This window comes from Polynucleobacter sp. Adler-ghost (genome assembly GCF_018688495.1).
In the GTDB taxonomy this organism is placed as follows: Bacteria; Pseudomonadota; Gammaproteobacteria; order Burkholderiales; family Burkholderiaceae; genus Polynucleobacter.
Window position 1 is genome coordinate 2,070,686 of sequence record NZ_CP061320.1, and the last position, 13,296, is coordinate 2,083,981.

Annotated in this window: 11 protein-coding genes; 3 read left to right on the forward strand and 8 right to left on the reverse strand. The window is 41.8% G+C overall.

Annotated features, from left to right (window positions below; genetic code table 11):
* Window positions 1-69: 69 nt before the first annotated feature.
* Window positions 70-510: a DUF6641 family protein gene (locus ICV89_RS10770; RefSeq protein ID WP_215308632.1), complete on the reverse strand. Its 441-nt coding sequence runs from the start codon at window positions 508-510 to the stop codon at window positions 70-72.
* 1,144 nt (window positions 511-1,654) lie between these two features.
* On the opposite strand from ICV89_RS10770, the gene ICV89_RS10775 reads away from it, so the two are divergent.
* The 3 genes from ICV89_RS10775 to ICV89_RS10785 all read left to right on the forward strand — a co-directional run bounded on the left by ICV89_RS10775 (window position 1,655) and on the right by ICV89_RS10785 (window position 3,304).
* A complete protein-coding gene (locus ICV89_RS10775; RefSeq protein ID WP_215308633.1) occupies window positions 1,655-1,816 on the forward strand; it encodes a hypothetical protein in 162 nt (53 codons plus the stop codon).
* A 50-nt stretch (window positions 1,817-1,866) separates the two neighbouring features.
* On the forward strand, window positions 1,867-2,535 hold the full coding sequence (locus ICV89_RS10780; RefSeq protein WP_215308634.1) for a hypothetical protein: 669 nt from the start codon (window positions 1,867-1,869) through the stop codon (window positions 2,533-2,535).
* A gap of 193 nt (window positions 2,536-2,728) precedes the next feature.
* Window positions 2,729-3,304: a site-specific integrase gene (locus ICV89_RS10785; RefSeq protein ID WP_215308635.1), complete on the forward strand. Its 576-nt coding sequence runs from the start codon at window positions 2,729-2,731 to the stop codon at window positions 3,302-3,304.
* On the opposite strand, the gene ICV89_RS10790 is transcribed toward ICV89_RS10785, so the two are convergent.
* The 7 genes from ICV89_RS10790 to ICV89_RS10820 all read right to left on the reverse strand — a co-directional run bounded on the left by ICV89_RS10790 (window position 3,301) and on the right by ICV89_RS10820 (window position 13,194).
* Entirely contained in the window at window positions 3,301-4,374 is a 1,074-nt protein-coding gene (locus tag ICV89_RS10790; protein WP_215308636.1) for a hypothetical protein, read from the reverse strand. The two genes, ICV89_RS10785 and ICV89_RS10790, sit on opposite strands and share 4 nt — an antisense overlap.
* Before the next feature lie 115 nt (window positions 4,375-4,489).
* Window positions 4,490-6,391 carry a potassium transporter Kup gene (locus ICV89_RS10795; protein WP_371817895.1) on the reverse strand — a complete coding sequence of 634 codons (1,902 nt, stop codon included), beginning with the start codon at window positions 6,389-6,391 and terminating at the stop codon, window positions 4,490-4,492.
* Between the two features lie 99 nt (window positions 6,392-6,490).
* The gene (locus tag ICV89_RS10800; RefSeq protein WP_215308638.1) at window positions 6,491-7,177 is read right to left on the reverse strand and encodes a response regulator; all 687 of its coding nucleotides are present in this window, start codon (window positions 7,175-7,177) and stop codon (window positions 6,491-6,493) included.
* Window positions 7,174-8,679, reverse strand: coding sequence for a DUF4118 domain-containing protein (locus tag ICV89_RS10805; protein ID WP_215308639.1), 1,506 nt, complete (start codon window positions 8,677-8,679; stop codon window positions 7,174-7,176). Before ICV89_RS10805 ends, ICV89_RS10800 begins: the two co-directional genes overlap by 4 nt.
* A gap of 133 nt (window positions 8,680-8,812) precedes the next feature.
* Entirely contained in the window at window positions 8,813-9,394 is a 582-nt protein-coding gene (locus ICV89_RS10810; RefSeq protein WP_215308640.1) for a hypothetical protein, read from the reverse strand.
* Between the two features lie 23 nt (window positions 9,395-9,417).
* Entirely contained in the window at window positions 9,418-10,629 is a 1,212-nt protein-coding gene (locus tag ICV89_RS10815) for a site-specific integrase (RefSeq protein WP_215308641.1), read from the reverse strand.
* A 360-nt stretch (window positions 10,630-10,989) separates the two neighbouring features.
* A complete protein-coding gene (locus tag ICV89_RS10820; RefSeq protein WP_215308642.1) occupies window positions 10,990-13,194 on the reverse strand; it encodes an OsmC domain/YcaO domain-containing protein in 2,205 nt (734 codons plus the stop codon).
* Between the last annotated feature and the right edge of the window lie 102 nt (window positions 13,195-13,296).

Below are 13,296 nucleotides of genomic sequence, written 5' to 3' on the forward strand. Positions count from 1 at the left end.
CCTTGTTAAAGTAAAGTTGGATTACTCCGCGAACAAGGTGCCGTGGTTGACACGACACCTCTTAACAACTTACTTACGAAAACCTGCTCTTAGTGCGCCACTAGCAAACTCAATTTGACCATCTAGTTCACCCGCTTCTACTGCGCTTTTCACTAGCTCAAGCGCTTTCACTAACTCCGTAGGATTACCGACTTCAACGCTATGCTTGCCTTTAGCAAGCTCAAGTGGACGACTGCCGTATTTCACACAAAAGCAGACTTTGCCCAACTCGTTCTTAAACCACCATTCGCGAATACGCTTTGGCATTTCTATTTGCTTGCGTAGCCCCGTTTCTTTATCCGTAAAGCTACGATACTTTTTGACTACAAATTGCGTGCCATCTATTTGACTTTTAGCTAACTGAATTTGTTCCCACAATTTATTTGATAGCTTTTGCCTACGCATCACTAAAGCTGGTAAATGCGTCGGCTTTTTGGCACTAGTAATTTTTAATCCGTCTAAAACACCCATTTTCTTTCTCCTAAATTAACTTGGTTTACTTGGTTCTTTAGGTCACTTGGTGACTTGGTGAACTTGGTCGATATAGGTTTAAGAAAACGCAGGTTTTTTGCTGTTTCTGAGTGATAAAAAACCTGCTTTTCCATAAACCCTTTATAAACATTAGCTTCAAAGGCAATAAAGGACTACCAAAAAAGGCAGAAATTCGTCGTTTTTTGACTATACGGGGGGTGTTGTTAAAACTTCGTAATCAGCAATTTCGTGAAATGCGCTTAATACCGAAACAAGAAATTTACAAAAATAGCCCTAGCAATACCTATTAATTTCGCAAATACAAAATTGATTATTAGGTCTAACTAGGTGGTAATTACGTCAAAACCTTCTTGTCGCTTCACTGCGCATAGTGTTCTTGTCAAAGAGCAATTAAAAGCACTCAAATCAGCACTACAAGCGTGCGATATATCGAATCAGTTAGCTGAGTAGCTGAAATACGCAAAACAGCGCAGTGAGCTTGTAATTAACCCCTTAAATACACCATACCAAATAAGACTAATTTATTTGCGGTGTTTTATTAGGTTAGCTAAATAAACACATACAAATGAGACTTAAAGTTGGCACGCTGAATGTAATAGTGCTGTGAAATCCGTTCTGATGTGTGACGGTACACAAGAGTTGCTCATTACTCGCTTCTTCGCACTAACTAGCTGATGGCTAGATGCTTAAACGACGTCTCGATATGACAGCACCGTTTGCGAAGTCGTAATAGTTGGTAACGCAGTAATGCGTGAATAAAGTGAGTGGGATGCCACAAATTAACCCACAAACACACCCACATGGCTTCTGGCATTGGTAGTGAGTGTGTTGCGTAAGACGAGTACATAAAAGGAGATCGCAAAACCTGCCTTTCTTGTTAAATCAAGTTGTGCGTGCCAGTTGTTAATCCTCAGTAATGATTAGCTATCGCTACGCCTTTATTAAGGCGTGGCTTGACTTCCTAGCAATGACCAACCCAAAAGCAAAACCCTTAATAAATCATTTAATAAAAAATTAAAGAAATGAGCGGCAAACAAAAGCGTTAGCTTTTGTGTAGACGCAAGCGAACTTTAGTTCGCTCTTAAATGAGCTCTGAAGTTAAGCTAAAGATTTAAGGGAAATTATGAGCGCATACAAAGTGACCTATACCGCTTATTCAAAGGGAAGTACTGAAGTAGTAAGTGAAGGGGTAATGGAGATTAATACAAGCACTGCTTATCAAGCCGAACAAGCAGTAAAAGCAATATTTGCTGGACTTGATGTGCTTATTAGGTATACAAATTGAGTATGGTGAACTTTTACAAGATTACCTGCCTTACTCACAATGGATGCTCAATGAAAACATATAAGAATTACTTGATAGCAACAGCCTTGGCCCTCGCCGCCTTTCTTGTTCTTAAGTTTCCTATGCTTTTTTCCCTTTCGGGTGATGTAGCTGCCGCAGCCTCTTTATGTGGCGCCCTAATTGCTGCGGCGGCAATATTTGTTGGAAATCAAATAAACATTAATGCGACCAATGACTTAAGGGCTGAAGAGCGGGAACAAGAGCGGGAATCGATCAGATGTCTGTTGATGTCTGAAATTGTTCCAATCTTCATCAGGCATGTAAAAGAAGCCAAACAATATATTGACTTATGTCAATTCATTACCCAAGGCGGACAAGCTGTAGTGCCATGGAGTGGTCACTATCAAATACTTGAAGCCAGCATCTATCATTCATTGATTAAAGAGCTTATTAAGCTGCCAGCTAAAGAAGCGGACGCATTGGTTACGCTCTACAGCCAGATGGTTGATACGCAAAAGGGCTTGGATAGCCTAATTGGATTGAATCTAGGTCAAATCAATCATTCAACAGCTCTAAAGTTAGCGAATCAGCTATCGGCAGATTGTGAGGCGGCAGCAAAAGTAGTTCAACTAATTGCCCCAAAACGACAAATTAAGTTAGTAAATGGCAAAGTCATTAACTTCGTAGAGTTACTAAAAGATCCATCCCTTTTTGGGTAGACTCCTCAAAATTTAACTAAATACCAATACATAAGGTTTCGTGTGAAACCTTATGTTTTATGGGATAGAGGGCATAACCTCTTGAAATAACTGAGGAAAAATATTGATAAGAAAAGATGAAATTTCGGTAGGAAAAAATTACATAAGAAATTACGCTGCTGCTATAGCAACCTTATATTTGGACAAGAAAACTATGGCAAAGCAGGCAAAAACACTCAATCAGCAAGAGTTACGCAAAGTACTCGATTACATATCAACCCGCAAACATGCTGCCCGTAATAGAGCGTTACTAATGACTACTTTTTTAAGCGGTATGCGTGTCGGGGAAGTTAGCAGTTTGAGATTTAAGGATGTTGTAGATAGTGATGGCAATATCCGTCATGAAATACGCTTAACGCCAGAAATGACTAAGGGTGAGTTTGCTAGGGTGGTATTCGTAAATGAGCGATTGCGTAAAGAGCTACACCAATACATACGCTTCTATAACCCACAAGACAAGACTATGAAGTTCTTTTATAGTCAAAAGCGGAATAGCGATGGCTTTACTGCTAATACCTTGACACAGCACTTCCACTTTCTATACAAACGGGCTGGCATAGATGGCGCATCCAGCCATAGTGGTCGCAGGAGCTTTATTACCAATCTCGCTAGCAAGGGCGTATCTGTTCGTGTGCTAATGAGCCTTGCGGGCCATAGATCCATCTCTACTACTCAGGCCTATATCGACATTAATGACAATATGCTCCGAGGTGCTGTCGAGTTAGTTTAATTGCCCCCTACCAGCAGAGGCTGTGGCAAGTCTTTTAAACTAAGGTACTTAATAAATTGATCTCCAATTTGCCAGTATTCAGAAGGCTCTATCTCATTCGTCAAAGTTAATGTTTGCTCAATAAACTGCGCATCTTTGAGCAAGTCTGGCAAAAGGAGGTATTTGAAATAATTTTCCCATTGCTGAATTTGTAGACGATTTCCTTTTACTGGCTTTGATGCCCCCTTGTATATATTAATCATCTTCAAAAATTTACTATGTAAAAAATAGTAATACCGCTTGTAAGTGAAGTTAATAAGATATGACAACGCTTTATTTGTTGGTATTTCAGTCAAGCAAATATCTTCTAGCCTCTCAAGCTCTTCAGCCTCATAAGACCCATAGGTTTTGATTAATTGCGCTGCTTTCTTATATTCATCTATACAGCTTATTAGCCATAATTCAGTTAGACCTAACCTTGCCCCATCAGCAGCATCTTTATATTCTTTGTATTGCTTGTGGGCATCAGAAAATTCAAGGATTGCCTCAGCCTGCTCTTGGGGTCTGGATATTGATAGTATGTGCGACTTATTTGCCTCATTTAAATATGTCGTCCATATCTCCTCCAACTCTTCGCTATGAAATGATTCTTGAAGATCAAAAGGAAAGCCATACTCTCTTTCATAATCACGCTGACTTTCATACTTTTCTAGTATCTGTTTCATACTTCTGTATTGACCAGTTTCAGTGTCATAGACCTCAAAGTAATTTGGGACGTAGAAATCTGGGTCATTAATAATTGATCTAATAATTTGCTCGACTCTTACTCTATTAGCATCCCATAATCGTTGACCATTCTCAACTAAATTATTGATAAGAAAATATCTCAGCCCTGAGGTGTTTGCTAAAAAAATTTGGTCTTGAAGGTATTGGTCAATCAACTGCTGAACTGTTTGATATAAAGGATCTTTCTGGCCTAGACTTAATATCTCTGGATATTCGCCAATCAAATCTAACTTGGATTGCCTGAGAGCGCCCGCTTTGTTCTTAATATATGAGTTCCACTCGGGCTGGTTTTGAATTAAGTTCATGGCTGTATCAAATTAGTTAAGACTTTTTGAATTCTAAGCCCAGCCGAATACTTTGGGATTGATTAAAAAGCAGGTTTTTCATAACATACCAAAAAAAACCTGCTTTTCCTTAAACCTATATTTCTACCTTTGCCCCCAACTCAACAACCCTATTGGTTGGTATTGAAAAGAAGTCTGATGGCTTGGCGGCATTTTGATACATCCATGCGAATAGCCTTTCTCTCCATAACGCCATTCCTGGGATTGCCGAAGGAACCACCGTATCTCGAGCCAAGAAGAAAGAAGTTTCCATTGGCTCACATTTAATGTCGTATTGATTGGCCAATAACTCCATAATTTGATTAATGTCTGGAGTCTCTTTAAAGCCATACATTGCTCTTACTAGATAAACTCCACCACCCATCTCCTTCAAGTTGATGCGATCCTTGTCCTCAACATAAGGAACATCCCAAATACTCATTTTGAGAAAAATAACTCTCTTGTGGAGAACTTGATTGTGCTTAAGGTTATGAAGCATTGCGACAGGTACATAGTCAACATGCGCCGTCAAAAATACTGCCGTACCATTAACTCGAATTGGCTCACTTACCAATAAAGACTTGATAAATGCTTCAAGTGGAATGCCGCCCTCGATTGCCTTCTGGCGCAATAACATTCTGCCTTTGTACCAAGTAATCAATAAAAGGAAGCATAGTGCCCCAAGCAATAATGGGAACCATCCACCTTCAGCAATTTTTAAAGCATTAGCCGCAAAGAAGGCAATATCTACCAGAAGAAAGACTCCAATCACAGTCGAAACTAAGATTGAATTCCACTTCCACACAGACTTCATTACTATTGCCGCTAATAAAGTAGTGATCACCATAGTCGTTGTTACCGCAATTCCATAAGCGGCCGCTAGATTACTTGATTGCTTAAATGCCAACACTACAGCAATGACCAAAGCCAATAACATCCAGTTAATTGTTGGCATATAAATTTGTCCAACTTCTTTGTCTGATGTGTAGGCAATTTTCATGCGCGGAACAAAGCCTAGCAATATGGCTTGGCTGGTCATGGAATACGCGCCAGATATTACTGCTTGCGAAGCAATGACGGTAGCCATTGTTGCGAGGATCACGAGGCCAAGCGTATACGCCTCAGGAACCATTAAGAAAAATGGATTTGATATTGCCTCTGGATTAGACAAGAGCATGGCTCCTTGTCCAAAATAATTAATGAGCAGGCAAGGCATTGTTAATAAGAACCATGCGTATTGAATCGGTCTAATACCAAAGTGCCCCATATCAGCATAGAGCGCTTCTGCGCCTGTTAATACTAAAAATACTGCCCCCAAAACTATGAATGCTTGTAGGGAATGCTCAAGTAAAAAGTTAATGGCAAATATTGGATTGGCCGCAAGTAAAATATTGGGGTTATCAATAATGTTGTATGCGCCCATTAACCCAAGAACCAAGAACCATGCCACCATGATTGGCCCAAATAAAAAACCAACTAAAGCAGTTCCTTTTTTCTGAATTAAAAATAGGGCGACAAGAATAGTGAGCGTTATAGGAATGACATACTTGGTAAATTGAGGAGAAACAATTTCAAGCCCTTCGACTGCCGATAGCACTGAAATTGCGGGTGTAATAACAGCGTCTCCATAAAACATACAAGCACCAAATACGCCTAGCATCATGATCATCAATGCCCTCTTGGAGTTTGCTGGCGCAGTTCTGAGGGCTAATGCCATCAAAGCCAGTATTCCGCCTTCGCCATGATTATTGGCTCGCATAACAAAGAGGACATATTTGAGAGAAACAACAATTAAGAAAGCCCAGAAGACCATCGATATCACTCCAAACACCGCATCCGATGAAAACGGAATGCCATGCTCAGGGCTAAAACATTCTTTTAGCGCATACAGGGGGCTGGTTCCAATATCTCCGAAAACTACACCAATGGCCGCAAGAGTTAGGGCGGGAACGCTCCCTTTGCTGTGGTGGCCACCCTTAATCTCTATTGGACGAAGAATGTTTGACTGTGAATACTCTGGATTACTAATGGACATGGTCTTACTCGTTGATTTGAATACCCCATCAGATCATGTGCGATGTATCAATCGCATAAACAACTATGAAATAGCTAAGCGGTAGCCTACACCAAGCTCAGTTAATAGGTATTCAGGCTCAGAAGATACTTTTTCTATCTTGGCCCTTAATCTACCCATATGAATTCTGAGGTAATGGGTGTCATCCACATATTCAGAACCCCAAATTTCTGAAAGTAATTGGCGCTGGGTAAAGATTCTTCCTGGCTTTGTAGCCAATAGCATTAGCAACTTATGCTCTATTGGGCTTAGATGTATGTCATTACCCTCCAGCTTTACCAGTCCAGCAGACACATCAATTAGCAAGTCTTTGTATTGATAGCACTGATCGCGCATAGACATCTTTTGAGTGCGTCTTAAGCAAACATTGATTCTTGCTAATAGCTCTTGAACATTAAATGGCTTAGACAAATAATCGTCTGCGCCTTCATTGAGGGCAATAATCTTTTCCTGCTCCTCTTGCCTTGCTGAGAGGACAATAATCGGAAAATCATATTGCTTTCTTACTTGCTGAATTAAATCTTTTCCATCACCATCTGGCAACCCTAAATCGAGAATCATGAGCTTTGGCGTATTTTCAGCCAAACATTTATTTGCCTCTTCTAAAGATTTGGCTAATTTAGGAAGGTGCTTTGCGGCACTCAAGCTAGCTACTAAGAAATGGGCAATTTGCTCATCATCTTCTACAACCAAGATGTAATCTGAAATCATGCGCTTGCTTTAAAAGGAAAGGCCATACCAACATATGTCTTCTTATTATCGCCAAATGGAGACTCGATGATTAGCCAGCCTTGATGCTTATCCATCACTGCCCTAACTATAGGCAAACCCAAACCAAACCCTTTTTTATTGCGCTGATATGACTGTTGCTGTCCCGCTAATTCCTTATCAAAATCCTTAGGAAATCCAGCACCCTCATCAATTACGCCAATCCGAATTTCGCCATCAACCCTATCTACCAATATCTGTATTGGATTGCTGCCTAAATGTGCCTTGCTTGCGTTCTCAATCAAATTAGTTAATGCCAATACGATTAAGGCTTGATCACCATAGATAAGTTCATCTTTTGCCATCATTAGCAATTCTAGTGATGGCTTTACTTCTCTATTGTTATATCTCGACATAACCGCCCCAACAATTTCTTCGGGCGACTGCCAATCCATTCGCATCTGGTTACCATCAGACATTCCCAGCTTAACCAAAGATAGTATGTTTTCAGTTGAGTCATTGAGATATACAGATTCTGAATGAATTAGCTCTAACAGCTGTATGGATTGCGCTTCTCCCAACTGCTGACCCTGCTTCAAAAGTGATGAGCTGGCGCCAATAATAGTAGTTAAAGGAGTTCTCATATCATGCGAGATAGACGACAAGAAAGCCTTTTGAATAGACTCGCGATGCGCTAACTCGCTGGCATCTTTTGCTTTAATTTCTGCTATTCTTTTTTGATAATGAACTGATAGCTGATCAGCAATTGCCCTTATCAGGCTCACTTCAATATTTTCTTCGTGCGCCCTCTCAATTACCAAAGCAGGAAGCTCGTGGCTTTTGTAATATCTTCCAAGTGGAACACACCAATAATCTATTGCCTCTGAGGTTCCCGTATGTGGACCCAACATAGCTCCGTACTCAATTGCGTGTGAGAGGTACCAAAAGTCGAGCTTTACTTCACCCGGCCTAGAGCTTGCTAATTCAATACTGTCTTTGGTTGTTGGATCTAACTTCAAAATCGCAACCTCACATCCCAGCTCTCTTTTAAGCAATAGGCAGAATTTCTGTAAAGCAACCATAGAGTCAGTCTCTACTGAGAATATTTCGATAATCGCTCGTAATAGATTGGCTTTAAAGGTTTCTTTTTCGGCAATGTCCTTTTGGCCTCTTAACTGATGTACCAAAGAGGTAATCGCAATAGATACCAATAAAAATCCAAGCAATGCGCTCCAAGACTCAATACTTCCGATAACAAAGGTATATCTCGGCTCTACATAAAAGAAATTAATGAGAAGAAAAGATGCTATTGCTACAAAGATAGAGGTGGCTAATTGGCTCTTGTAGGAAACCCAGATGACAAGAATCAAATAGAGAAATGACACTCCCGCCAAACCAAGATAATCATCAACCACATGGGATAAGGCGGTTATCCCAATCATTCCCAGAAAAATGCTCATTGCCTCAAGTAAGAGCGGGCGTTTCGAAGATTTTCTATTTGTCATACGATCAATATACATTCGACCATATATCAATCGCATATACATCTTTGAGGTGGCTAAAAAGTCACTAAACATAAGGTTTATTAAAAAGCAGATTTTTTCACGACCCTCCAAAAAAACCTACTTTTCCTTAAACCTATACCTTCTTAGTCTTTTTGGCAGGCTTTTTTCCTTCCCTTAGCCATTCAAGATGCTCTCGCTCTTCATCACTAAGGGTATCTTCAGCCCGCTCAAGTGTTTGCTTTTCTAACTCTCTTATTTCTTTATCTCTTTTATTTGCCACGCCTCTGTCAAGGCTTGGCGTAAATCCCGCCTGTCTCACAGCAATGTTTCCAGCGCTATGTTTATCTTGTAATCCCGTAGCGCCAAAAAAACCCTTTAAGTAAGCCTTAGTAGCTTGCGCCTGCTCTCTAGCTAACTGCTTTAGATGAATATTTATAATATCTCCCTCTAACTCACCCAATGCCTGCCTATAGATTTCAATACGCACTTCGCGCTTATCTTTCCAACCTAGATTTTGCTTTTCTTCTTCAGTCTTTGGTGGTTTATGTTTTTTGCGCAATGCTTGTTGTTGAGTCCACGCATCAGCCAGCGCTCTTTGTTGCCCTTCAGTTAGCAAAGTGCCATTCTTATTCTGGTGAACTTCTTCACCACGCTCTAGCTGATCAATGACTTCTTGTATGCGGCTTGGTAAGTGTGTGGCATTTAACTTTGGCATAGGTAGCAGTTCCGCTATGTATTTTAGCCAAGGATATCAGCCTTTAACATCGGCGTGAGCTTGCTGTAATGCCGCTCAATCATCCCAACACTCGTACCCATTTGCTTGGCCAAGGTGTGTATGTCGACGCCCTTGGCTAACGCTTGGGTAGCATAGGTATGGCGAAGGCTGTAAAGCGTCCTGTTCTGCCCACTAGTATCTTTACGCAAATGGCTACGCATCATTAAGTTACGAAAGATGTTCTCCATGTGGCTTAGCTGACTGTTATCAGGCAATACGAAGATCAACTTATTCAATCTTGCTTCAATCACCGTATTCAAGTTCTTGTATTCCAGCTTTTGCCACTTAATCAATTGCTCTAGTACAGCGACTACTTCACGCCTAGCAATTAAGTAGCGCGGTCCTGTTTTGCCACTGACCCAAATACGCAGATACTTTTTATTACCAACCCAATACCACTGTAGATGTTGCCATCGCACACGCAAGGCTTCTGTGCCGTGCCTAACACCTGTATGTAGCAAGAACTGAACATACGCGCCGCAGAGTATGCGCATCTTTAGCGTGTGTTCTGTGTAGGAACTCTTTTGCCAAGTCTCTAAGTAGCTCAGCATCGTTGCCACTTCTTCGTTATTAAACGCGGGGCGCGGCATACCCTTTGCGCCTTTGCTGTTTAAGGCCGGCACGATATGGCTTGCCGTAACCATGCCACGCTCGCGAGCTAGATTAATTACGCGGTTATAAGCACTTGAGTGATTTAGCTTCGTGCTTCCTTTTGGCACCTTGCCCATCATCGCAATACGCCACGCTTCAAAGTCCGCAATGAGTTCAGGCGTGATGTCTTTAATTTCATAAGCGCCGAAGAAAGGAATTAAGTATTTGTTAATCGCAAATTCGTAATCTCTATACGCACGCTTACCTGTACTGGCATTAATTAAGCGACGCATATTTTCTAATTCGTCTAACGCAATTTGCTTAAACGACCTCATCGTCAACGCTAAGCCGAAGTTTATTTTTATTTGTGCTGTGTGATAAATCGAGACTGCTTGTATCTTTGCTTGCTCAACATCATCTGTGCCTGTTGTTGCGTGATGCCACTTGTTGTTCGCTAACTTAAATCGACACTGCCACTGTGACGAGCTGGGACGCTTATAAACATTGATTTTTCCGTCCATTAGCTTAATGACAGCATCGTCACTAACAACTGCGTTAGCAAAAAGAAAATTGAGATTAGACATAGCAACTCGCGAAATAAAAATTACGCTTGCTATTGTGTTGTCAGATAATTATTTGTGCGACTGAAATATTTTTGCCGCGCGACGCTCTGTGTATGCGTGTGATGTTTGTAGTTTTTTTATTTGTCGCCGAACCCGCAGATGCCTATTTTACAAGGGTTTGCGGGTAGCTTAAGTCAATGTCTTAGCACTGTTTTTTACTCAAAAATTAGCGTTTTCAATCCTCTGCTCTACCGACTGAGCTACCAGGCCAAGAGTGGAAATTATAAATGAAAGTGCGTTCCCGCCTGAAAATCGGGTCAATTCTTCTTAAGTCTTGGATAAATCCCGATATTCCTTAGCTAGAGGCTCTTACATCAAGGCCTAACTGGTCGCGCCTGTTAATTTAGCTCTGGCAGCATGCAATTTTCTATAACTATCAATCAAACGGTGATGCCTATCGAGGCCCTCGAGCTTCATGCTTGTGGGGGTCAGGCCATAGAAGCGGGTAGTTCCATCTACGGACCCCACTACAGCATCCATTCTCTCGCTACTAAACATCCGGCGAAGGTTAACTATGTAGTCATCAAGCGCTAAGTCATCATCTAGCGCTATCTCTAACACTGCATTTAAGGCCTGATAAAACAATTTACGCTCGACTGTATTGTCGTTGTACTGGAGGAAGGCACCAACGAGCTCATGCGCCTCGTCAAGTTGCTTTAAGGCAAGATGAATAAGCAGCTTCAACTCCAACACGGTTAGCTGACCCCAGGGCGTATTTTCATCAAACTCGATACCGATCAGCGTGGCGATATCACCGTACTCGTCAAGCTCATTATTTTCCAAGCGCTCAAGCAGTGCGCCTAAGCTTGCATCATCTAAATTGGCTATATTCAAAATATCGGCGCGGAACAGTAATGCCTTATTCGTGTTATCCCAAACCAAATCTTCAATTGGATAAACCTCAGAATAGCCTGGCACTAAGATCCGACATGCAATTGCCCCAAGCTGGTCATACACTGCAACGTAAGCTTCTTTGCCAATGGATTTAAGAATGCCGAACAAGCTAGCAAGCTCTTCATCGTTCGAGTTTTGACCTTTACCGGAAAAGTCCCACTCAACAAAATCGTAATCTGGTTTTGTGCTAAAAAAACGCCAAGAGACGATGCCGCTCGAATCAATAAAGTGCTCAACAAAGTTATTGGGTTCAGTGACCGCTTCACTTGCAAAAGTGGGTGGGGGTAAATCATTGAGGCCCTCTAAACTGCGTCCCTGAAGTAGCTCAGTCAAACTTCGCTCCAACGCCACCTCTAAACTTGGGTGCGCACCGAATGATGCAAACACTCCGCCTGTTCTTGGGTTCATCAAGGTAACGCACATAACTGGATATACACCGCCCAGTGAAGCGTCCTTTACTAGCACTGGAAAGCCCTGCTCCTCAAGGCCCTGAATACCCGCCAAGATGCTAGGGTACTTTGCGAGCACTTCTTGCGGAACATCTGGCAAAGTAATTTCACGTTCAAGAATCTCACGTTTAACTGCTCGCTCAAATATCTCAGATAAGCATTGCACCTGAGCTTCAGCCAGCGTATTACCAGCGCTCATGCCATTACTGACATAGAGATTTTCAATCAGGTTCGAAGGAAAATACACAGTCTTGCCATCGGACTGGCGCTGATAAGGCAAAGAACAAATCCCGCGCTCGCTATTACCAGAATTGGTATCAATTAAATGTGACCCACGCAACTCGCCATCAGCGTTAAAAACGTTGAGGCAATACTCATCAAGTATTTCTTTAGGTAGGGTATCTTTAGGGCCAGGCTTAAACCAGCGCTCATTCGGATAGTGGACAAAAGCGCCATTAGCAATCTCTTCACCCCAGTAAGCGCCCGCGTAGAAATGGTTATTACTCAGTCGCTCGATATACTCACCTAAGGCTGAGGCAAGAGCGCTTTCTTTTGTAGAACCCTTGCCATTGGTAAAGCACATTGGTGAGTGTGCATCGCGAATATGCAAAGACCATACATTCGGGATTAAATTGCGCCACGAAGCGATCTCAATCTTAATTCCTAAATTAGCCAACACACCAGACATATTGGCAATAGTTTGCTCTAGCGGTAAATCCTTTCCGGCAATGTAAGTGCTCAAATTTGAATCTGGCTTTAAAGCCAATAAAGTTTGAGCATCGGCATCTAAGTTTTTAACCTCTTCAATCACAAACTCTGGACCTGCTTGCACCACCTTCTTCACTGTGCAGCGCTCGATGGAGCGCAAAATACCTTGCCGATCGTTGGCAGAAATATCTTCGGGCAGCTCAACTTGAATTTTGAAAATCTGTTGGTAACGATTTTCTGGGTCGACAATATTATTTTGAGAAAGGCGAATATGCTCAGTTGAGATATTGCGCGTATCACAATATAACTTCACAAAATAGGCTGCACATAAGGCTGACGAAGCTAAGAAATAATCAAAGGGGCCCGGGGCCGAACCGTCACCTTTGTAACGGATGGGCTGATCAGCAATTACCGTGAAGTCATCGAACTTGGCTTCAAGGCGTAGCTTATCGAGAAAATGAACCTTTATTTCCATGGGAATAATTCCGGAATGATATGAGCACTATTATCCGTCGCAACGGTGATGCTGTGTGCCCTATCAACAGCCTCAGAATCATTAGCAGCGACTGATGGCGGG